At 54.7% G+C, this 21,804-nt stretch carries 17 protein-coding genes and 1 pseudogene; 3 read left to right on the forward strand and 15 right to left on the reverse strand.

Annotated features, from left to right (window positions below):
- Window positions 1-127: 127 nt before the first annotated feature.
- The 3 genes and pseudogenes from ABX75_RS16655 to ABX75_RS16665 all read left to right on the forward strand — a co-directional run.
- Window positions 128-1,045 (forward strand): annotated as a pseudogene (locus tag ABX75_RS16655) (OprD family outer membrane porin); the annotation flags it as partial.
- A gap of 489 nt (window positions 1,046-1,534) precedes the next feature.
- The gene (locus tag ABX75_RS16660; protein ID WP_003253420.1) at window positions 1,535-2,209 is read left to right on the forward strand and encodes a heavy metal response regulator transcription factor; all 675 of its coding nucleotides are present in this window, start codon (window positions 1,535-1,537) and stop codon (window positions 2,207-2,209) included.
- A 117-nt stretch (window positions 2,210-2,326) separates the two neighbouring features.
- Window positions 2,327-2,650 (forward strand): hypothetical protein, encoded by a 324-nt coding sequence (locus tag ABX75_RS16665; protein ID WP_010951457.1) that lies wholly within the window; start codon window positions 2,327-2,329, stop codon window positions 2,648-2,650.
- 101 nt (window positions 2,651-2,751) lie between these two features.
- On the opposite strand, the gene ABX75_RS16670 is transcribed toward ABX75_RS16665, so the two are convergent.
- From ABX75_RS16670 to ABX75_RS16745, 15 genes are all read right to left on the reverse strand, one after another.
- A complete protein-coding gene (locus tag ABX75_RS16670; protein ID WP_012269855.1) occupies window positions 2,752-3,279 on the reverse strand; it encodes a hypothetical protein in 528 nt (175 codons plus the stop codon).
- A gap of 189 nt (window positions 3,280-3,468) precedes the next feature.
- A complete protein-coding gene (locus tag ABX75_RS16675; RefSeq protein WP_223296393.1) occupies window positions 3,469-4,866 on the reverse strand; it encodes a hypothetical protein in 1,398 nt (465 codons plus the stop codon).
- A gap of 81 nt (window positions 4,867-4,947) precedes the next feature.
- Window positions 4,948-5,349, reverse strand: coding sequence for a hypothetical protein (locus tag ABX75_RS16680; protein ID WP_153428583.1), 402 nt, complete (start codon window positions 5,347-5,349; stop codon window positions 4,948-4,950).
- 795 nt (window positions 5,350-6,144) lie between these two features.
- Window positions 6,145-7,812: a TnsD family Tn7-like transposition protein gene (locus ABX75_RS28510; protein ID WP_082136168.1), complete on the reverse strand. Its 1,668-nt coding sequence runs from the start codon at window positions 7,810-7,812 to the stop codon at window positions 6,145-6,147.
- 16 nt (window positions 7,813-7,828) lie between these two features.
- Window positions 7,829-9,289, reverse strand: a complete 1,461-nt coding sequence (locus tag ABX75_RS16695) for an ATP-binding protein (RefSeq protein WP_017848908.1) — start codon at window positions 9,287-9,289, stop codon at window positions 7,829-7,831.
- Window positions 9,286-11,454, reverse strand: a complete 2,169-nt coding sequence (locus tag ABX75_RS16700; protein ID WP_034101595.1) for a Mu transposase C-terminal domain-containing protein — start codon at window positions 11,452-11,454, stop codon at window positions 9,286-9,288. The genes ABX75_RS16695 and ABX75_RS16700 overlap by 4 nt, the downstream gene beginning before the upstream one ends.
- Entirely contained in the window at window positions 11,451-12,305 is an 855-nt protein-coding gene (locus ABX75_RS16705) for a TnsA endonuclease N-terminal domain-containing protein (RefSeq protein WP_010567715.1), read from the reverse strand. Before ABX75_RS16705 ends, ABX75_RS16700 begins: the two co-directional genes overlap by 4 nt.
- A gap of 282 nt (window positions 12,306-12,587) precedes the next feature.
- A complete protein-coding gene (glmS, locus tag ABX75_RS16710) occupies window positions 12,588-14,420 on the reverse strand; it encodes a glutamine--fructose-6-phosphate transaminase (isomerizing) (protein ID WP_034101596.1) in 1,833 nt (610 codons plus the stop codon).
- Window positions 14,421-14,430: 10 nt separating this feature from the next.
- A complete protein-coding gene (locus ABX75_RS16715) occupies window positions 14,431-15,198 on the reverse strand; it encodes a DeoR/GlpR family DNA-binding transcription regulator (RefSeq protein WP_034101597.1) in 768 nt (255 codons plus the stop codon).
- A 227-nt stretch (window positions 15,199-15,425) separates the two neighbouring features.
- Entirely contained in the window at window positions 15,426-16,793 is a 1,368-nt protein-coding gene (gene glmU, locus ABX75_RS16720; RefSeq protein WP_034101599.1) for a bifunctional UDP-N-acetylglucosamine diphosphorylase/glucosamine-1-phosphate N-acetyltransferase GlmU, read from the reverse strand.
- A 123-nt stretch (window positions 16,794-16,916) separates the two neighbouring features.
- On the reverse strand, window positions 16,917-17,333 hold the full coding sequence (locus tag ABX75_RS16725) for a F0F1 ATP synthase subunit epsilon (RefSeq protein ID WP_034101601.1): 417 nt from the start codon (window positions 17,331-17,333) through the stop codon (window positions 16,917-16,919).
- 44 nt (window positions 17,334-17,377) lie between these two features.
- Entirely contained in the window at window positions 17,378-18,754 is a 1,377-nt protein-coding gene (gene atpD, locus ABX75_RS16730) for a F0F1 ATP synthase subunit beta (RefSeq protein ID WP_034101603.1), read from the reverse strand.
- Window positions 18,755-18,781: 27 nt separating this feature from the next.
- Window positions 18,782-19,642, reverse strand: a complete 861-nt coding sequence (gene atpG, locus ABX75_RS16735; RefSeq protein WP_010207685.1) for a F0F1 ATP synthase subunit gamma — start codon at window positions 19,640-19,642, stop codon at window positions 18,782-18,784.
- A 50-nt stretch (window positions 19,643-19,692) separates the two neighbouring features.
- Window positions 19,693-21,237, reverse strand: a complete 1,545-nt coding sequence (atpA, locus tag ABX75_RS16740) for a F0F1 ATP synthase subunit alpha (RefSeq protein ID WP_034101605.1) — start codon at window positions 21,235-21,237, stop codon at window positions 19,693-19,695.
- Between the two features lie 21 nt (window positions 21,238-21,258).
- On the reverse strand, window positions 21,259-21,795 hold the full coding sequence (locus ABX75_RS16745) for a F0F1 ATP synthase subunit delta (RefSeq protein WP_003195833.1): 537 nt from the start codon (window positions 21,793-21,795) through the stop codon (window positions 21,259-21,261).
- Window positions 21,796-21,804 lie beyond the last annotated feature (9 nt).

Here is a 21,804-nt window from a genome sequence, read left to right on the forward strand (position 1 = left end):
GGCGGCACATCCTGCTGAACGGGCATTACACATTCCAGACTGACGGCAAGTTCATCGACCTGGATGCGCTCGTGGCGGGACTGGAGCTGGGCTGACGGAAATTTCTGGGATTCCGGCGTACAACCCCTTGTTCGATACCATCGTGAAAGTGGGTGATGTCTTCCCATCGACCCCGGTCGTCGCATCGGGTGACTCTCGCCTGCTGCCAGAGAGTTTCCGCGGTGTGACCGTTGAGAACACCAGCATCCAGGGCCTTACCCTCCAGGGTGGTCGTCTGCATGCGATGAGCCAGCCGGTCTCAAGCAACCTGAACGACAACTTCGTGACGTTCTACGGCGGCCCGGTCAACTCGCCATGGATCGGTTACGGTGGCGGTGACTACTCGATCAACGACAACTGGACTGTGAGCGTCTACGCCAGCCAGCTGAAAGACGTCTGGAATCAGTACTACGCCGGCACAAGCGTGGTTTACCCGCTGAGCGACGATCTGGCGCTGATCGGTGGCTTCAACTACTACAAAGCCGTAGATGAAGGTAAGAAGCGCCTGGGTGAATTCGACAACAACATCTGGAGTGCCAAGGTCGGTGTGCGTTACGGTGCCCACACCCTGGCCCTGTCGCATCAGCGCAACAACGGCGACGACGATTTCGACTACCTGCGTCAGTCGGACTCGATTTTCGTCGACAACTCCATCCAGTACAGCGACTTCAACTCGCCGAAAGAGCGTTCCTGGATGCTGCGCTATGACCTGAACTTCACCAGCTACGGCATTCCAGGCCTGACGTTCATGACGCGCTACGCCAGAGGCTCGGGTGCGGATTACTCGAACGCTAACCAGTTCTACATGCGCACCGACGACAACGGCAACCCGCTCGACAATCAGAAGCGTTGGGAGCGTGACGTCGAAGTCAAATACGTTGTCCAAACCGGTCCGGCAAAAGATCTGTCCTTCCGGTTGCGCCAGGCAACCACGCGTGCCACTGCTTTCGAATCGGATCTGGATGAAACTCGTGTAATCATCGAGTACCCGCTTTCGATTCTGTAATTCGCTAACTGGGCCAGTTATCCATTGGCGGGTCCTGTTAGTAAAACGAGCATTACGCATTCACCTTGAGTGGCTTAAGTGCTCCTTTGGTAAAAGGTGGATATTTGGCGCCCATTGGGCGCCTTTTTTTTGCCTAAAATTCAAGTAGGCGTTCGATTGTACGCATCGCATGCCGGTGAAGTTCATGACTACACCAATGACCAGTCTCTTCAATGTGAGCGACCTCGCCGTCATCTGAGCGGAACGAAGCCAGCACAAAGAAGAAAATAACCCAATACTTCATAAGGTCAAATCACCTGCTGGAGAGAGGGCCCGCAACTGTCAAACCCAAACCGCGACAAGATATACCGCCAGACTATCAACTGTATTACCTAGAAATTACAAATCCGTCATTTGAGCCCCGGCACGCTCATTTTGATTTACCATCCCTTTCAATAATGCCGGCGCGCGTGCGCGGTTAATTGCTCAGTGATATCGAGACAAAATCCCATGCGAATTCTGGTAATTGAGGATGAAGTAAAAACTGCGGAGTATGTGCGTCAAGGTCTGACGGAATGTGGCTATGTCGTAGATTGCGTCCACACCGGGTCAGATGGATTATTCTTGGCTAAGCAGCACGAATATGAGCTGATTATCCTGGATATAAATCTGCCAGAGATGGACGGTTGGCAGGTCCTTGAGTTGTTGCGTCGTAAAAACTGCCCTTCCCGTATCATGATGCTGACGGCGAGAAGCCGGCTGGCGGATAAGGTCCGGGGGCTGGAGAACGGAGCAGATGACTACCTGATCAAGCCATTTGAGTTCCCTGAGCTGCTGGCCCGGGTTCGCGCCTTGATGCGCAGGTCAGATCACCCTGCATCCGTAGAGGTCATTCGCGTCGCTGACCTGGAGCTTGATCAGAGCCGGCACAGGGCATTCAGGGACGGTCAGCGCATTGACCTGACCACGAAAGAATTCGCGTTACTGCATTACCTGATGCGTAATACCGGTGTGGTGCTGAGCCGCACCCAAATTATTTCGCAGGTTTGGGATATGAATTTTGACTGCGACACAAACGTTGTAGAGGTGTCGATTCGAAGACTCAGAGCCAAGATAGATGACCCTTTCGAGACCAAACTGATACATACGCTTCGGGGCGTAGGGTATGTGCTTGAAAAACGATAGTTGCCAAGCTCTCTAGTACCGAAAATCCGCTACATGCTCCCGTCGCTTGCGAACTTGAGGTTTCTGTTTACGATCCGCGGCGCTGATTCCTCACTCAACAAATGAGGTAGGCTGTACATGAGGTATAGCATTGATTATCAGCAGGTTTCGCAAGGACAATCCGATGCCAGCATTGATGCCTGTCCAGCTGACATTGTCTTCAACAGCGACCATGGCCTAGCTCTTATCCCGTGCGTTGGCGATGTTATCAACCTCCCCTCTACGGCGGTCAAAGAAGGGGTTTGCGGCATCGTTAGATCAAGGATTTTCAATTATCTCAGAGGTCCTGAAGAGCTGTACTGTCACGTCAATATTCTCGTTGAGGAGGCGGACATCAATTTCGAAAGTCTCATCTCGGAATACATGCGCAATCAGTCACGTGCTCGCTCGCCTTCTTCATAAAGTCGAAGGCGGGCCAGTCCATTAATGGTTGTGTATGGGTGAGGGTTCAGCAGAGCGAGCGCCTACTGAGCACCAGAGATGAATAGTCACAGCCTAGTGGTTTAACGCGGTACTGCTGGTGTACGCAGGGCCGGACTCATTGTTTTTTGAATGGCGCATTGCAGCACATAGAAATATAAAACCCCGGAAGCAAATACGATTGCGGACAGATAAGCAAACTCAGAGTCTAAAACCCCGGAAACCATATACAATTTAATCGTGATAGAACCCATAATAATTCCGGTACAGTACATGACGCCTGTGAACTGATTGCCCAAAAAACTCAGTATGCCGCTGAAGGCATTGTTCGCACTCAACAGCATTGCTTTCAGTATCGTCCAGCCGAGAACTGGCAGAAAAGCCTTGATCATGAAGGCGAATAACATCGACGATGCAAACAGTTTTATCGGGGTTTCTGCCCACGGCTTGATGGTGCCGTCTACTTCAACGCCGGTATACAAGATGATATTCAGAATAATCGCCATAAGGGTGCATATGCCGAGGCGTATCATTTCCCGCTTAAGCGGGGCCATCATTATCACTGCGTGAATCTTGTTTCCAAAGTATCGTTTTAGTCCTTGGATCGACATTTTTCTTCCTATGCTCTCGGGTATGACGCTGTTGTAGCGTTGTATGACGGTCATGCTTTTACCCGAAGAGAGGTGACGCTTCAACGGTCCTGAATTGCGCAGGGGATCTCATGTCCTTCCCCTGGCTGGGTAGCTTGCTGAGAAATTCTCATCTACCTGCGTGGCAACGATGCGGCCACCCCGCCGCCGTCAGAGCTCTGGAGGACTGGCTGCTGTCAGCAACTCATCGAGTGACGGAACCTTAGCGTTTGCACTGAGGACGAGTGTTCTGGATCGGAGTATGGATACATCAAAGAAAGATTCGCACTCGACTCTTCCGTTTACTTCTCTCCAGTGGGTGACTTCTGGTATCAACTCATTAGGCACCGGGTATAGTGCCATAGGGTTATGGAATACCTCCACTTCAGCAGACCACGGCTCGTAGCCATATTGCGGCCAGAGCTGACCGTAGTCGCTGGACGCTACATCCAACAGAAATGGGATACCTCGTGATGCTCCCGGAGAACGGTCGAAAAACTCACCAAACCGCAAGTATCGGTACCCGTCTAGATGAGCTCCACCTGAGATCGGCACTCGGCTGAGCTTTGGCACTGTGCAGGCATTGGTGAAAATGACCGCTGAAAGATGGGCATTTTCCATTAGCGTAAATAGGCCGTTGGGGCGCCCTGATAGCAGAGATGTCTCTTCCTCCACAGTTATCAGGTGCGTACCACGATGCGCAGATGAGTGAACTGCAAAGCCATAGAGATAGCTGATGAGCGACTCCCTGCTCCACAGCATTGAACTGGGCGCATGGAAATCGGCTAAGGCCAGAATGAGCGGCTTACCCTCCACGTGCGGTAGGGATTCGTAACGCTTGTCCAATTTGTTTTGGATGGTCCTCGCAAACCTTTCTGCAGCCGCTCCTAAGAAACGCTCATGTCGGTCAGCGGGTGGGGGGACCGGCGAGGCGCCAAAATGCTCATACCGCTCTTCCGGGTTGGCTGTCACTGCTTCAACCCAGGCCTCATCTCCCAGCCTATTCTCGATGTGAAAATCGGGTGATTCTTTAGGCTGGGTGACCAAGAGTCCCTGTTCACGAAAAATCGCTAATAGGTGGGCTTCCCAGAGGCGGGTGTGAAAATTCTCAGTCTGGCAATCGGGAACCCAATTTCTGTCTGGGGATGGCAGTGCGAGATACAGTTGATTCAGCGCCCACGCCCCAATACGGCGGCTTGGATCAAATAGTGATTTGAACACCACGCTTGGTGTGCGCTTACCCATTCTGCTTAGAGGAGCACGTCGTCGTTCACCTGAAGGGAGTGGAAGCGGATGGGCTTGGGTATAGAGAAAATGGCTGATTGAGGCGCGGGCTTCGGACTCGCCAGTGGTGCACTCACCATGGCTGAGGAGCACCCACACGCTATCGACACGACGCCGCAAGGTGACAATTCCGAAGCTGCCGGAATTGATATTTCGGGTTAGAGCGGCACAAGAAATTCCGTCCTCACTAAGCCATGCCCCTACTGGCGGGCTGTCCCCAAACCCCAACCCTCGTGGAAGCGACAAAGCGATTAGATCGAACATCGGCGCAGCAATTTCTTTCATTCGCTGATCTCGGCAGTCGTCAAAATGCATTCCATCAATGCCTCGGAGCGTGCCCGCCGGCGATGGCATCGGTGGAGGTACCTATTGAAGAAGGGGGCTTTGCTCCACCAGGACGTCTCGGTTGGTGAAGATGGTCTCAATGGTTGCAGCCTCGGCAGCCACATGAGTCTTTCGCGTGATCTCTTCAAGGGCCAGTTCGAGCCGGTAGTCTTGGAAATACTCGTACAGCTTTTCAGAGCTCTCGGATATCTCCTCCCCACCATTTTTTGCGAACAAGATGTGGATGATCGCTGCGAGTGGGAGGGAGATGTCGAGATCCTTCTCTTCTGCATCTGACTCCGAGTTCAAACCGTCGAAATACCTCTCCAGATGATTCTGGAGCTCCTCAAGCCAGAACTGAGATAGGTTGCTAGGTAGGGAGCTTTCAGGCCCGGTCAGAAGGACTTCATCTCTGAATAGAGCCAGCAGATTGGGGTTTGCCATGGAGGACCTCACGATTAGATTTGAGAGCAACTGGTCAGCATAGTCCACCTCAAGATGACCACCTCCTTGACGCCCATCCTGGTGCTCCTGAGCATCAGACGAGTGAATCGCCCCGAAACCTGTAGATACAAAATGACCGCTTCTCGCCGTTAGCTGCCTTTCTTGAAGGACAGCTTTGGGTCGATAGCGGCCTTCGTGGAGGTTGGTGTCTACGGGGTCGGTTTAGTCATTCTGAATCTCCGGTTTCACCTCCGTGAGGCCGGCCATCGTCATGCATCAGATCTTGATTGACACGCGTGCCGCTTTGGATAGCCTTGCAATTGAGGGCTGCAACTGCGCATTTGTCGGGCCTGGGTACCAGCATGAGCCCCCGCAATTTTGGCAGCAGAGGAAGCTGGTTCCTCTGAAGTAGTGACGGCGGGCATTGCCAGTCGGATTCTGAACCCAAGGTCGCCAGACTAGGAGCTAAAGGATCGCTGCGACTACTCCTCATCCCTTACCGAAAAGTCACGCGTCGGTCGTAAACGGCCCTTTCCAGGCCAATCAACTTTTGTGATTGGTGAGTAGGGATTTCTCGGCTTTTCTGTGAAAAGCACCCCTTCATTTCACAAAAAAAATGGCGAAGATTCCAATTTCACGGGGTCTGGCCTATCACCTATTTTGTGAACCTACAGTGATCATCCAGCGTATGCCGGCGCTATTCTGGTGGGTGTAAATTTTCATTAACAGAAAAACAATGTGTTCACGGTGAATTGATTTAGAACTTTTTTTAGATAGAGGGAATGCCCGGCTGGATTACAGCGGGGGCCGAATGCTCGCGACCCTGTAGAGCGAAGAACGTGATATAGGCTTGCCCTCCGAGAACAATTGGCGTCTAGCCCATCGCAGACGCCTATCGTGAAAGCCTTCGATTGGTTCACATACTTTTTCGAGCATTGCTGCACAGAGAGGAAGCTTGCAGAGCTGCTTTTCGAAGCGAGAAAGAACATGAAGCTCCCGACCAATCCTGGTACGCGAAATGCGGACAGGCTTACCCGCGAGAGCATAAAGCGTATCGGCACACTGACGGACTTCGCCGGCCAGTCTCGCATCGAGGGCAGCGAACATTTCGGTGCTATTTAGACGAGGCGTACGATGTGGGCTTGGGTTTGCAGTTGACTCCGAAAGCCACTGTATATCGTGACGATACAGCCATGCATACCCCCTGCATGCATGTGCTTTGTAACATCGATAATCAGCCTCGAAAGCCGCGCGTCTTGCGCATAGCTCAATGTGAAATCGTGCCTCCCTCCAAGCATCTTGCCCACCGGGTACATTTCGGATGTGACGATAGACATACGCTGATGAAACGCCTAGAACGGCAGCGATCTTTTTGGCATCAGCTCCTTCAAGAGCATGTTTCCACACAGCGGCTGACGAACAGTCCAGGCCTTTACTAGGCATCACCGGAGAAAGGCGCGCGAGAAGCCGAATGTGAGCTTTCGGATCACATGCCACCGCCTGTTTCACTGGGCATTGACCATGCAGCAAGCTCACCATTTCAATGCCCAGAGCACCGGCCAATAAAATGTATTTGAGCGGATGGTGGGAGGTTATAGGCGTACGAAGCAGCTTCGTGACCCATGAGGCGGGTGTACCTGCACGAACATCTCCGAGTATAGAAAATTCCCATTCACGCGGGAGTGCGGCAAAAAAATCGGCCATGTGCTGCGCCAGCATGTGCAGGTGCAAGCGATGGTTATCAGAGGCAAGGTTGAGCTGCGTCGCCCTTTGTAAAAGCGTGTAGCGCACCGCCTCCGCCGACAAAGCATTGACTTCAGACTCTATGACCTGAAGCGAACGCAACGCTATTTCGTGAAGCGGCGGCATACACCGCAACGGGGTGTCGAGAAGTACCGTGTGTGCTTGCACATTCTCATCACTCGGCAGATTAAGTTGTCGAGAGCTGCGGCTGGACCAGCGAGGATCAAGAATCCTGAGTGACGTGCCGTGATGCGGACATACCAGCACGCCTGGAAGCATGTGTACCCTGTGCCAGTAAGCAACTCCCCGTTGAGCCTGATCTTGGGCGATACATTCTGGGCATAACCGCACTCGGGAGGCGAATCCAATACGGCTCGCGTTGACGCCCAGCTTTAACATCAAACCTTTCCCATCAGCGGTCATCAGCGTCCGAGCGTGTTCAACCTGGCTCATCCTCAAAAACGGCGCATAGTAGGGTAATAATGTGTGGCGCATGAGGACCTCGGCTACCGATAGCTCGGTACCGCTGGGTAGTGCATCGACAAAATCCCCTAAGTGACTCGGGAATGCCACATTTTGCGAAAATGCTGCCGCCGATTTCAGTCCGGCAAATGCTGCTTGGCAATTACGAACACCACAAAGACGGGCATAGCGAGAAATCACGCTGTGCAGCGTCTCGTCGGGAAACGCGGCAGGGAAGAAATGGAGTTTAAGGTGCACTTCACCACCCTCCGACTCACGCTTTGTGATACATCGGTGAGAACTCAAAAAGGTCCTCGTTGAGCCAGCCCGAAGCGCGCAGAGCTTCGAGAGGAGCGTCATGTTCGCTAAGCGCTTTAGCCTCTGAGTTTTCCACAGCAGTAGCAATCGGCGATGGGTGGTCTTTCGCAAGAATGCTTGGAGATGGGTCTGCCGGCTTCTCACGGGATACAACGCTTCGAAGCAAGGCAAGGCGATCCTCTCGTGCCAAACCATCGAAGACCATCATTTCGCTCAGCTGATCCTCGATCGGCAGCAAATCGTCGAACTGTCGCATCCGCTTCGGATCTCGGCTACGCAGAGCTGAAAGGGCTGGCTTTAGAATCTGCATTTTTGAGTTGCTTACCTTCACCAGGATCTCAGCAGTCAAACACTCCGAGCCACTCTGGACCGCATAACGCTGACTCAATACCAGCAGCTTGACCAAGAAATCTGTGACGCCTTGAGTGTGCTCATACAGCGTGTCAAAAATCTCGTCGGTCAGCTCAGCAATCTGCTTGCACCACTGATAGCTCCAGAGATTTTCGACCAACAACCGCCACTCCTCATCATCCTTTTCGAATCGTTTGAATTCGAGCGTGCCGGCACCACAGACTCGGCGGGCAGTCCGCATGGCTTCTGAGAACAGGCTAATCGTCGAATTCGTGCCACTGAAAACGACCGGGATCCCAATGTTATTTACCAAATGCAGAAAAAAATTCAGCATGCTCTCCTTACCACCGGTTTTCGCCAGGTGGAGGTTTTGCAGCTCGTCGATCAATAAGGCGCCGATGAAAAACGTGCTGGCCACCTGCTCCATTTGTTGCAGCGCATCATTGATGTTTCGATGCCTGTAGCGCTTGTGGTAGTCCTTGTCTCCCAGAGCGTCACCCACCGCATAAAAAAACTGCTGACAAAATCCAGCCAGCGATCCATCCCGAGGGCAGTCAAGCTTCAGCCATGTGATTTGGGTATGAACAAACTGCTTTCCTTCATAGCGCTCATGACGGATTGTCTGTGGATAAAGGCTCAAAATGGCGTGGAGTGCCGTTGACTTGCCAATGCCGCTCAGGCCAACGACGGTAAACGTTTCTGCAGTGGACTTGAACGCATCGTGGTAACGCTGAGCCCCAGATAAAGAATGCAAATGCCGGACGGTAGCGGGCGACATCGGGTTACGCCCAACATACCCTCGACGAATGAGCAGTGAGAACAGGGCCTCCAGTTCCAGATGTAGCAAAAACGGCTGTACCACGGTTCTTAGCCGGTCGATACAGTGAATTCGAGTGGCTCCTTCGAGCGTCAGCTCTTTCGGATCCACCGGCTGAGGAAAATTCGAGATCAGCTCAACAGCCGCCGCCTCCGACAATATCGGAGGCAAAGCTTCGATAAGCGGGTTACCCGCATACTCACTAATGTCCTGTCTGACGTAATTGGCAAACGTCTGTGCACCTTTCATTTTGCCTGTCCTGGCCGAATTCTTTTGAGCAAATCGATAACCTGCGCAGTGCGCTCGCCGGCATATGAATCATGCGCTTTCGGTGTCAATTCAGATTGAAGTGAAGCTGGCTCCGCCCTAACGCCTTCAGGAACAACAGCATTTTCACGCTCACGGAGACGTTCTTCTGCGCGGTTCTCGCGGATGTTTCCAGTGGCCTCTGCCTTGGTGGGCGGAGCAGGTTCCAGTTTTCGTTCTGCGAGTGCATGACTGATGATCTGGTGGACCTGATCGCTAAGCTGCACACGGCTTTCCAGCTCGGCTCGCCGACGAGTAGGCGGTTTTTGGCGATAGGCTTCGAGCAGATCAAAAATCTCGTCCGAGCGGTAATTCGCGTAACCGGCATCCGATCGTCGAAGATCACAACGGATAAACTGCTTGGCCTCTCCCTGAATCCAAATGTGTGCCGCAGAGTTCGGATCGAACCAACACTCTATTGACCAAACGCCCCCTTTGCGAGCCTTGGCAAACCAATCTTTCTCTATGGCCATATCACACACGTAGTGCATGCCGCGAAACATCACCCCGCCCTTTTGAACGGTCGCGCGCTCGCGAGGCAAGAGATGGAGGTAAACCAGCTCGTCAGGACGTTTGTTGGATTCGATCAGGTCGTTGTCGTAGGCCCAATTCCATATCCCGTTGGGTGTAGGTTCAACGCCGTCATTCATCATCGCCTGAGTCAGTCGTTCAGGCTGTCGATGGTGCCCGTTATAGTGGAGTACGCACTTGATGAGGATTTGGGTGAACTCTTTGAGATTCAGCGTGGCATCGAGCCGGTAGTCTCGCTCGCCTCGCTCTTTGTCTCGCGCTGCTACCCCGCCAGGTAGCCATCTGATACCCGTCAAATCATTCAAAATGCCAAACCGACTTTCCACCATAGGCTTCCAATCCGGCCGATAAGGCGGAGCAGTGCCCATCTCAATTCCCAATCCTGACGATAGCCCCTCTGCTGCGAGTGACAGCATCTCTCCTCGGTCGGCGTAAATCTGGTGGGGCAGGTGGTGACAATTCCAATCATCTGCATTGATTTCGACGCCGTTCTGAGCGCAGAACTCGACTTTGGAGGTAAATGCGTTGAACAGCGCTTGCCTGGCCCCATTCCAACTAGGGCCCTCCAATCCTACATAGAGACCAGCAATCATTCCGGAGAAGCTATCCACAACGATATAAACTACGGGCCGGCCAATGAGCATCCGCCTGGAGTAGCTGTTGACCAAATAAATATCGGCAATAGTCGCGTCGATCTCGAACTGATGACAGGGTCCACGCAGCCAATCGCGAACGGTACCTGAAAGCGGACGGCAGTCTTTTAACCATCTCCTCAATCCTTTACGGCCACGCTCGGTTTCAATCTCGTCGAAAAAAATCTGTCCCCAATATTGGAACTGCCTCAAGCTGGGGAGTTCTGAACCAGGCAACAAACGAAGCTCTTCTTCACTGTTTTTAGAGATGTCTCGAACTGAGTAGAATCGTCTCAACATTTCGTCATATGCGCTCGAAATAGAAGATTTCTTATCTCTTACATATAGAGCATACCCAACACGGATGCATCGTTTATCAACCGCACTAAGCATCTTGGAAGGCGAAGTAAGAACGCCTTGAAATTTAGGCTTTCGCCCTGGTGGCCTACTTGGATCATATTTTCTATCCGCAACACCTACCGCCGTATAATTACTAAGCAATGAGTTGCGAACTTGACCATAAAACCAATATCGGTAAAGAAGCCGATAGATCGTTTTCCGCTGGATTCCGAGCTCTGACGCCCGTCTGCTAACAAGCCGGCCTAACTCACCTCGTACAAATATTTGTCCCGGGTATTCAGGATCTAATAGAGGGGCGATAACGGCCCACTTTTCGTCCCGGCCTTGCTTGGCTCTCTCATCCAACTGTTCCTCAAGCACAAGCATAAACTCGGGCGTGGTGATGGCTGCTGGTTTGGTGTGACCAGATGCTATCGAGCGACGCAGCTCCTCCAGACCAACCGCGTACGGCTGCCGGGGTGGGTCAGCTAGATCTATCACAACTGCTAAGTCACGCGTTTCATCCTGGTAAAGGAGCCTGGCTATCGTAGAGATGACCGACAGATCGGTTACAGGCTCGAAAACGTCATTAACGAGAACAGTCATGACATTTTCTCCTTCAACGATACTTGGACAGGGCTCGCGGAAACTTCGAAGTCAGGAACTAGACCAGTAAGATGGAGAGGAGTGTTAACCAAATCTATTTTCAGTATCTTGGTCCAAACCAGATGAAAGAAAATTGCTTGAGCGTCTATATAGGAAATTGACAGAAGGGATGCTATTTTTCTTAGACAGGTGGCCAAGGTCCACGAATATTCCCGGCTGTTCACTAGGCACTCAATAAAATTCGAATGCAACGGCAGTTTCATTAAATCACGAGAGAGCTTCGAGTATCTCCTGATTAGTCCAATATTTTTTATCAAATCTCGTGTAAAAAACTCGTCTGTTACGATTTTCCAATCAACACCTTGGCTTTCCCAAAAGCGCTTTTCAATCTCAAGTTTCTCAAGCGTTCTTTTACTTCTGTTGCCAATTAAATCGGAACGATACTTCACCGTCCTAGCTACCGATTTGAAGTTTCCGCTCGGGTCTTTAACAGTTAACAGGAAGTCTGTTGTCATCACATAAGGCAGTGTTGTTCTAGGGTATCTTGGATAGCGTACAGCTATCGCCGACGCTATCGCTTGCGCACGCTCTGTGGGTAGTAAAGGGTATTGCTCTCGGATATCCACGACGTCTTCAGAAAATTCACACACAAGGAAGTACGAACGCTCGAGATCTGACAGTAGGTGATGAATTCTCTCGATCTTCACACCTTGAATCTTGTGCGAACGACCTATCGACGGGACATCTTGTACCCGCAGCCAAGGCACGTAGCTTGCCCCGGCGCCTTCGCCAAATCCATTTGCAATGTGCCGTTCAATGTCCTGCTGTGATGCAAACTTACGACCTCGCAACCCACGCCTCCTCAGTCGATGCGGACCGCTTCACCTCGCGTCGAGAAAAAGTCGTAGAAGGACACGACTGCCAAAGCGGCCGTATTCAAAACATTTTCCAGACTACACCCGCTGAAAGTTGAAGCGATGAATCCAGACCAAAGGGAAAGCCTGGAAAGGAAAACCCCTGTAGATACGGGGGGTTGAGCCTTGTGTCAATCTATGTTCATCAGTGTCAAACTTTATTGTTTTGTGTCAATCTTTATTGTTCAAAACCAGAATGGGCCCCAGGCGCGTGCGGTATTACTCCACCGTTACCGACTTCGCCAAGTTACGCGGCTGGTCGACGTCAGTACCCTTAAGCACAGCCACGTAGTACGACAGAAGTTGCAGCGGGATGGTGTAAAGGATCGGCGACAGGGTGTCGTGGATGTGCGGCATGTTGATGACGTGGGTGCCTTCGCCATTGGTCATGCCGGCCTTTTCGTCGGCGAACACAATCAGTTGGCCGCCACGGGCACGCACTTCCTGCAGGTTGGACTTGAGCTTTTCCAGCAATTCATTGTTCGGCGCCACTGTGACCACTGGCATGTCGTCATCCACCAGGGCCAGCGGGCCGTGTTTGAGTTCGCCAGCTGGGTAGGCTTCGGCGTGGATGTACGAGATTTCCTTGAGTTTGAGCGAGCCTTCCATTGCTACTGGGTACTGCGCGCCACGGCCGAGGAACAGGGTGTGGTTCTTGTCGGCGAACAGTTCGGCGACTTTCTCCACGGTGCTGTCCATGGCCAGGGCTTCGCCCAAACGGGTTGGTAGGCGACGCAGTTCTTCGACCAAGGTGGCTTCCACGCCAGCGGCAAGAGTGCCACGCACTTGGCCCAGGGACAGGGTCAGCAGCAACAGGCCGACCAGCTGGGTGGTGAATGCCTTGGTGGAGGCCACGCCGATTTCGCGACCGGCCTGGGTGAGTAGGGTCAGGTCCGACTCACGCACCAGGGAACTGATGCTGACGTTGCAGATCGCGAGGCTGGCCAGGAAACCCAGCTCCTTGGCATTGCGCAGGGCGGCCAGGGTGTCGGCGGTTTCGCCGGACTGGGAGATGGTCACGAACAACGTATCGGGCTGTACCACCACCTTGCGGTAACGGAACTCGCTGGCCACTTCGACCTGGCACGGAATGCCGGCCAGTTCTTCCAACCAGTAACGCGCGACCATGCCAGCGTGGTAGCTGGTGCCGCAGGCAACGATCTGCACGTTGCGGACCTTGGCGAACAGCTCGGCGGCCTGTGGACCGAAGGCGTTGACCAAGACCTGGTTCTGGCTCAAGCGACCTTCCAGGGTGCGTTGCACCACGGATGGTTGCTCATGGATTTCCTTGAGCATGAAGTGGCGAAACTCGCCCTTGTCGGCGGCTTCGGCGCCATCACGGTATTGCACCGCCTCGCGCTCGACAGAGTTGCCGTTGACGTCCCAGATCGCAACGCTTTCGCGACGGATGTCGGCAATATCGCCTTCTTCCAGATACATGAAGCGGTCAGTCACCTGGCGCAGGGCCAGTTGGTCGGAAGCCAGAAAGTTTTCACCCAGGCCCAGGCCAATCACCAACGGGCTGCCACTGCGGGCGGCCACGACGCGGTCGGGCTGGCTGGCGCTGATCACCGCCAGGCCGTAAGCGCCGTGCAGTTCCTTGACGGTGGCCTTGAGGGCGGTGGTCAGGTCGCCGAGATCTTTGAGCTTATGGTTGAGCAGGTGGGCGATCACTTCGGTGTCGGTGTCCGAGGTGAACACATAACCCAGACCCTTGAGTTGCTCGCGCAACACTTCGTGGTTTTCGATGATGCCGTTGTGCACCACCGCCAAATCACCGGAAAAATGCGGGTGGGCATTGCGCTCGCACGGTGCACCGTGGGTAGCCCAGCGGGTATGGGCGATGCCCAGGCGGCCGACCAGCGGCTCGCCGGCCAGGGCCTGCTCCAATTCGCTGACCTTGCCCGGGCGACGCGTGCGCTCAAGCTTGCCGGCGTTGGTAAAAACCGCCACACCGGCGCTGTCATAGCCGCGGTATTCCAGGCGCTTGAGGCCTTCGATCAGGATGGGCGTTACGTTACGTTCAGCGACTGCGCCAACAATGCCACACATGGTATTTCTCCTAGATGATTGCCGCGCATATCAGCGTAATGCCGCGGGCTTGGATCTGGTCGCGGGCCTCAAGCGGCAGGCGATCATCGGTAATAAGTGTATGGACGCTGCTCCAGGGCAGTTCCAGGTTGGGAATTTTGCGGCCGATCTTGTCGGACTCGACCATCACCACCACTTCACGGGCGACCTCGGCCATTACGCGGCTCAGGCCCAGCAATTCGTTGAAGGTGGTGGTACCGCGCTGTAAATCGATGCCGTCGGCGCCGATGAACAGTTGATCAAAGTCGTAGGAACGCAACACCTGCTCGGCGACCTGGCCTTGGAACGAGTCCGAATGCGGGTCCCAGGTACCGCCGGTCATCAACAGCACTGGCTCGTGTTCCAGTTCGCTCAACGCGCTGGCCACATGCAGGGAGTTGGTCATCACCACCAGGCCAGGCTGGTGGCCCAGCTCGGGGATCATGGCCGCTGTGGTGCTGCCGCTGTCGATGATGATTCGTGCATGCTCACGTAAGCGCTTGACCGCAGCACGGGCGATGGCGCGTTTGTACGCGGAAATGGGTTGGGCAGGATCACCGACCAATTCCTGAGGCATGGTGATTGCGCCACCGTAGCGGCGCAGTAACAGGCCATTGCTTTCCAACGCGGCCAGATCCTTGCGAATGGTAACTTCCGAGGTTTCGAAACGCTTGGCCAATTCATCCACACTGACTTCGCCTCGCTCGTTGAGCAAGGTGAGGATGTTGTGGCGCCGTTGGGGGGTATTACGTTTCGACATGGTAGTGATAAGTTTCGTTTCGAAAGATAACGAAGGCAATCAAAACCTATTGGGATGGTATCGTCAAGCGTCGAGAAGAGATTTTTTAAACGACACATATGAAAATGTGGGAGGGGGCTTGCCCCCGATAGCTCTGGGTCAGTCAGCTCATCTGCCACTGACGCACCGCCATCGGGGGCAAGCCCCCTCCCCCTTTGAAGCTAGCTGCTTATGTAACTGTGGATAACTCAGGTCTTCTTGATCTTGACCGGGCGCTTCCAGCCGTCGATGTTGCGCTGGCGAGCGCGTGCGACGCCCAGCTGCAAGTTATCCACATCCTGGTTGATGGTGGAACCGGCGGCAGTAGTCGCGCCATCGCCCACTTTGACCGGCGCGACCAACGAATTGTTGGAGCCGATAAATACGTCTTCGCCCAATACGGTCTGGTGTTTATTGGCGCCATCGTAATTGCAGGTGATGGTGCCAGCGCCGATATTGGTGCGCGCACCGATGACCGCGTCCCCAAGGTAAGTCAGGTGACCGGCCTTGGCGCCTTCCCCCAGATGGGCATTTTTCAGTTCAACGAAATTACCCACATGGGCCTTGGCTTCCAGCACGCTGCCAGGGCGCAGCCGCGCAAACGGGCCGGCATCGCTGCCCTCGCCCATTACGGCACCGTCGATATGGCTGTTGGCCTTGATCACTACGCCTTTGCGCAGGGTGCTGTCCTTGATCACACAGTTGGGGCCAATCACTACGTCGTCTTCGATAATCACGCGGCCTTCGAGGATCACGTTGATATCGATCAGCACGTCGCGGCCCACGGTCACCTCACCACGGATGTCGAAACGTGCCGGATCACGCAGGGTAACGCCCTGGGCCATCAGGCGACGACCTTCGCGCAGTTGGTAGTGACGCTCCAGCTCGGCCAGTTGCTTGCGGTCGTTGGCGCCCTGCACTTCCATCGGGTCGTGGGGCTGCTCGGTGGCCACCAGCAGACCATCGCTCACCGCCATTTCGATGACGTCGGTGAGGTAGTACTCGCCCTGGGCATTGTTGTTGGACAGGCGGCCCATCCAATCCGCGAGGTTCTTGGCAGGCACAGCCAGAATCCCGGTGTTGCCTTCGGTGATGGCGCGTTGGGCTTGGGTGGCGTCTTTGTGCTCAACAATAGCCGCGACCTTGCCGTCGGCGTTGCGCACGATGCGGCCGTAACCGGTGGGGTCATCCAGTTCCACGGTGAGCAGGCCCATTTGGCCTGGAACTACGTGCTGGAGCAGACGTTGCAACGTGTCGACTTCAATAAGCGGCACGTCGCCATAAAGGATCAACACAGTATCTGCGCTGATAAAGGGTACCGCCTGCGCAGTGGCGTGCCCGGTGCCCAATTGCTTGTCTTGGAGGACGAAGTTGAGATCGTCCGCCGCCAGGCGTTCGCGCACCACATCGGCACCATGGCCAATAACGACGTGGATACGCTGGGGCTGCAGTTGCCGGGCGCTGTGGATAACGTGACCCAGCATTGAATGACCGGCGACCGGGTGCAGCACCTTAGGCAGGGCCGAACGCATACGGGTGCCCTGGCCTGCGGCGAGAATGACGATTTCAAGAGACATGAATGGCTACCAATCCTGGGCGGTCCGACTTCAGACCAAAGAAGTGTTTTGCAAAAAAAGAAAAAGGGTAGCCGAGGCTACCCTTTTTAATCAATCGCGCGTGAAGCATGACGGCGTGGCCGCTTACTTCTTGCGGATCTGCTGGAGCGTGCGCAGCTGAGCTGCAGCCTCGGCCAGACGTACAGCTGCAGCGCTGTAGTCGAAGTCCGCACCCTTTTCGTTCAGGGCCTTCTCGGCAGCCTTGACGGCTTCCTGAGCGGAGGCTTCATCCAGGTCACTCGCACGTTGCACGGTGTCGGCAAGTACCTTGACCATGTTCGGCTGAACCTCGAGGAAACCGCCGGAGATGTAAAACACCTCCTTTTCCCCGCCTTGCTTGGTCAGAGTGATCGGACCTGGCTTCAAGCTGGTGATCAATGGCGCGTGGCCCATGGCAATACCCAGGTCACCGAGTTCGCCGTGTGCAATCACCATTTCTACCAGACCGGAGAAGATTTCCCCTTCCGCGCTGACGATATCGCAATGGACTGTCATAGCCATCTGATTGCCTCAACCTGATGAGCGCCCGTTTCCGGGCGCCTGGATTACAGTTTCTTGGCTTTCTCGATCGCTTCTTCGATGCCGCCGACCATGTAGAACGCTTGTTCTGGCAGGTGGTCGTAGTCACCGTTGAGGATGCCTTTGAAGCCAGCAATGGTGTCTTTCAGGGAAACGTATTTACCCGAAGCACCGGTGAAGACTTCAGCCACGAAGAACGGCTGCGACAAGAAGCGCTGGATCTTACGAGCACGGTTTACCAACTGCTTGTCGGCTTCCGACAGCTCGTCCATACCCAGGATCGCAATGATGTCCTTCAGTTCTTTGTAACGCTGCAGCACGTACTGAACGCCGCGAGCGGTGTCGTAGTGCTCCTGGCCGATCACGTTCGGGTCCAGCTGGCGCGAAGTCGAGTCCAGTGGATCGACCGCTGGGTAGATACCCAGGGAAGCGATGTCACGGGACAGTACAACGGTGGCGTCCAAGTGGGCGAAGGTGGTCGCTGGGGACGGGTCGGTCAAGTCATCCGCAGGTACGTATACCGCTTGGATCGAGGTGATCGAACCTTCCTTGGTCGAAGTGATACGTTCTTGCAGAACGCCCATCTCTTCAGCCAGGGTCGGCTGGTAACCTACTGCAGAAGGCATACGGCCCAGCAGTGCGGATACTTCAGTACCGGCCAGGGTGTAACGGTAGATGTTGTCGACGAACAGCAGAACGTCGTTACCTTCGTCACGGAACTTCTCGGCCATGGTCAGGCCAGTCAGTGCTACGCGCAGACGGTTTCCCGGCGGCTCGTTCATCTGACCGTAAACCAGTGCCACTTTGTCCAGAACGTTGGAGTCCTTCATCTCGTGGTAGAAGTCGTTACCCTCACGAGTACGCTCACCCACACCGGCGAACACGGAATAACCGCTGTGCTCGATGGCGATGTTACGGATCAGTTCCATCATGTTTACGGTCTTGCCTACACCGGCACCACCGAACAGACCGACTTTACCGCCTTTGGCGAACGGGCAAACCAGGTCGATAACCTTGATGCCGGTTTCCAGCAGGTCGTTGCCGCCCGCCTGTTCTGCGAACGACGGCGCGGCGCGGTGGATACCCCAACGTTCGTCGGTGGCAATCGGGCCAGCTTCGTCGATCGGGTTGCCCAGTACGTCCATGATCCGGCCCAGGGTCGCTTTACCGACTGGTACGGAGATGGCTGCGCCAGAGTCGATAACGTCCAGACCGCGCTTCAAGCCTTCGGTGGAACCCATCGCAATGGTACGAACTACGCCGTCGCCCAGCTGCTGCTGAACTTCCAGGGTAGTGTCCGCGCCTTGTACTTTCAGCGCGTTGTAGATGCTCGGTACGCTGTCGCGTGGAAATTCCACGTCGATAACGGCGCCGATGATTTGAACGATACGTCCGCTACTCATAGCTGGATCCTCTGAATATTTGAACCGTTAAACCGCGGCAGCGCCGCCGACGATTTCCGAGATCTCTTGGGTGATCGCAGCCTGACGCGCCTTGTTGTAGATCAGCTGCAAATCGCTGATCAGATCACCGGCGTTATCGGTAGCGTTTTTCATCGCGATCATCCGCGCCGCTTGTTCAGCTGCGTTGTTCTCGACCACCGCCTGGTACACCTGCGACTCCACGTAGCGCACCATCAAGCCGTCAAGCAGCTCTTTGGCGTCTGGTTCGTAGAGGTAGTCCCAGTGGTGCTTGAGTTCCTGATCCGGGGTCGCCACCAGTGGAATCAATTGCTCCACGGTCGGCTGCTGGGTCATGGTGTTGATGAATTTGTTGGATACCACGGACAGGCGGTCAATCCGGCCTTCCAGGTACGCATCCAGCATCACCTTCACACTGCCGATCAAATCATTGATCGACGGCTCTTCACCCAGGTGGCTGATAGCTGCAACGACGTTACCGCCGAAGTTACGGAAAAAGGCCGCACCCTTGCTACCAACAACACACAGATCGATCTCGACGCCTTTTTCGCGGTTTACCGCCATGTCCTTGACCAGGGCCTTGAACAGGTTGGTATTCAAACCACCGCACAAACCACGGTCACTGCTCACTACGACATAACCAACGCGCTTAACTTCGCGGTCGATCATGAACGGGTGGCGGTATTCCGGGTTGGCGTTGGCCAGATGCCCAATTACCTGGCGGATACGCTCCGCATAAGGACGGCTAGCAGCCATGCGCATTTGTGCCTTGCGCATTTTGCTGACCGCCACTTTTTCCATGGCGCTGGTAATTTTTTGCGTGCTTTTGATGCTCGCAATCTTACTGCGAATCTCTTTTGCGCCTGCCATGTAACACCTATCAGGTTAGCAAGCGGGAGCCTTGCGGCTCCCGCTGCGGCTTACCAGGTTTGGGTGGCCTTGAACTTCTCGATACCGGCTTTCATGCCAGCGTCGATATCGTCATTGAAGTCACCCTTCACGTTGATCTTCGCCATCAAATCGGCGTGATCGCGGTTGAAGTAAGCAATCAGCGCTTGTTCAAAGCTGCCGACCTTGGCGATTTCAACGTCGGTCAGGAACCCACGCTCAGCGGCATACAGCGACAACGCCATGTCAGCGATCGACATTGGGGCGTATTGCTTCTGCTTCATCAGCTCGGTAACGCGCTGACCATGCTCAAGTTGCTTACGGGTCGCTTCGTCCAGGTCAGAAGCGAACTGGGCGAATGCCGCCAGTTCACGGTACTGAGCCAGAGCGGTACGGATACCACCGGAGAGCTTCTTGATGATCTTGGTCTGAGCGGCACCACCCACACGGGATACCGAAACACCGGCGTTCACTGCAGGGCGGATGCCCGAGTTGAACATGGCCGATTCCAGGAAGATCTGACCGTCGGTGATGGAAATCACGTTGGTCGGAACGAACGCGGAAACGTCGCCAGCCTGGGTTTCGATGATCGGCAGTGCGGTCAGGGAACCGGTTTTGCCGGTCACTGCGCCGTTGGTGAACTTCTCTACGTACTCTTCCGAAACGCGGGATGCGCGCTCCAGCAGACGGGAGTGGAGGTAGAACACGTCGCCTGGGTAAGCTTCACGGCCTGGTGGACGGCGCAGCAGCAGGGAAATCTGGCGGTAAGCCACTGCTTGCTTGGACAGATCGTCATAAACGATCAGCGCGTCTTCACCGCGGTCGCGGAAGAATTCACCCATGGTGCAACCGGAGTACGGTGCCAGGAATTGCAGCGCAGGAGATTCCGAAGCACTGGCAGCCACGATGATCGTGTTGGCCAGGGCGCCGTTTTCTTCCAGCTTGCGAACCACGTTGGCGATGGTCGATTGCTTCTGACCGATGGCTACGTAGACGCAGAAAATGCCGCTGTTCTTCTGGTTGATGATCGCGTCGATCGCCAGAGCGGTTTTACCGATCTGACGGTCACCGATGATCAGCTCACGCTGGCCACGGCCGACAGGGATCATGGCATCGACAGCCTTGTAGCCAGTCTGTACAGGCTGGTCTACCGACTTACGCCAGATCACGCCTGGAGCAACTTTCTCGACCGCGTCGGTCTCGGTGTTGCCCAGTGGACCTTTGCCGTCAACAGGGTTACCCAGTGCGTCGACTACGCGACCCAGCAGTTCCTTACCAACCGGAACTTCCAGGATGCGGCCAGTGCACTTGGCGCTCATGCCTTCAGCCAGACTGGTGTATGCGCCCAGTACAACGGCACCTACGGAGTCTTGCTCCAGGTTGAGGGCCATACCGTAGACGCCGCCCGGAAACTCGATCATCTCGCCGTACATAACGTCGGCCAGACCGTGAATCCGCACGATGCCGTCAGATACGCTGACGACAGTGCCTTCGTTACGGGCTTGGGAGGTCACATCGAGCTTGTCGATGCGGCCCTTGATAATTTCACTTATTTCGGAAGGATTGAGTTGCTGCATTGCTCTGCTGCCCCTTCAAACTCAAGATTTCAATGCTTCGGCAAGTTTCGCGATTTTGCCGCGAATCGAGCCATCGATAACCAGGTCGCCGGCACGGATAACAACACCACCAATCAGGGATGCGTCCTCCGAAGCTTGCAGGCGCACTTCCCGATTGAGTCGTGCACTGAGAACCTTGGCGAGTTTGTCTTGCTGTTCTTGGTTCAATGCGAAAGCACTGGTCACTTCAACGTCTACCGATTTCTCTGCTTCAGCCTTGTACAGGTCGAACAGCGCGGCGATCTCCGGCAACAGCGGGAGACGGTCGTTTTCGGCAATGACGTGAATGAAGTTCTGCACCTTCACATCAAACTTGTCGCCGCACACTTCAATAAAAGTGGCGGCCTTGTCTGCGCTCGTCAGGCGCGGGGCCTTGAGCACGCGCTGCATGGTGTCGTCTTGCGACACTGCTGCAGCCAGGCCGAGCATGGCTGACCAAGAGGCCAGCTGCTGGTGGGCCTGGGCGTGCTCGAAGGCTGCCTTAGCGTAAGGTCGGGCCAACGTGGTCAGTTCTGCCATGATCGCCCT

It is taken from the genome of Pseudomonas sp. ARP3, from assembly GCF_001029595.1.
GTDB classification, from domain to species: Bacteria; Pseudomonadota; Gammaproteobacteria; order Pseudomonadales; family Pseudomonadaceae; genus Aquipseudomonas; species Aquipseudomonas rhodesiae.

Excerpts from the sequence above, each read along its gene's own strand:
- ABX75_RS16660 (WP_003253420.1), top strand. The coding sequence starts at position 1,535 with ATGCGAATTCTGGTAATTGAGGATGAAGTAAAAACTGCGGAGTATGTG.
- ABX75_RS16665 (WP_010951457.1), top strand. The coding sequence starts at position 2,327 with ATGAGGTATAGCATTGATTATCAGCAGGTTTCGCAAGGACAATCCGAT.
- ABX75_RS16670 (WP_012269855.1), bottom strand. The coding sequence starts at position 3,279 with ATGTCGATCCAAGGACTAAAACGATACTTTGGAAACAAGATTCACGCA.
- ABX75_RS16675 (WP_223296393.1), bottom strand. The coding sequence starts at position 4,866 with ATGAAAGAAATTGCTGCGCCGATGTTCGATCTAATCGCTTTGTCGCTT.
- ABX75_RS16680 (WP_153428583.1), bottom strand. The coding sequence starts at position 5,349 with ATGGCAAACCCCAATCTGCTGGCTCTATTCAGAGATGAAGTCCTTCTG.
- ABX75_RS16695 (WP_017848908.1), bottom strand. The coding sequence starts at position 9,289 with ATGAAAGGTGCACAGACGTTTGCCAATTACGTCAGACAGGACATTAGT.
- ABX75_RS16700 (WP_034101595.1), bottom strand. The coding sequence starts at position 11,454 with ATGACTGTTCTCGTTAATGACGTTTTCGAGCCTGTAACCGATCTGTCG.
- glmS (WP_034101596.1), bottom strand. The coding sequence starts at position 14,420 with ATGTGTGGCATTGTTGGCGCAGTCGCTGAACGTAACGTAACGCCCATC.
- ABX75_RS16715 (WP_034101597.1), bottom strand. The coding sequence starts at position 15,198 with ATGTCGAAACGTAATACCCCCCAACGGCGCCACAACATCCTCACCTTG.
- glmU (WP_034101599.1), bottom strand. The coding sequence starts at position 16,793 with ATGTCTCTTGAAATCGTCATTCTCGCCGCAGGCCAGGGCACCCGTATG.
- ABX75_RS16725 (WP_034101601.1), bottom strand. The coding sequence starts at position 17,333 with ATGGCTATGACAGTCCATTGCGATATCGTCAGCGCGGAAGGGGAAATC.
- atpD (WP_034101603.1), bottom strand. The coding sequence starts at position 18,754 with ATGAGTAGCGGACGTATCGTTCAAATCATCGGCGCCGTTATCGACGTG.
- atpG (WP_010207685.1), bottom strand. The coding sequence starts at position 19,642 with ATGGCAGGCGCAAAAGAGATTCGCAGTAAGATTGCGAGCATCAAAAGC.
- atpA (WP_034101605.1), bottom strand. The coding sequence starts at position 21,237 with ATGCAGCAACTCAATCCTTCCGAAATAAGTGAAATTATCAAGGGCCGC.
- ABX75_RS16745 (WP_003195833.1), bottom strand. The coding sequence starts at position 21,795 with ATGGCAGAACTGACCACGTTGGCCCGACCTTACGCTAAGGCAGCCTTC.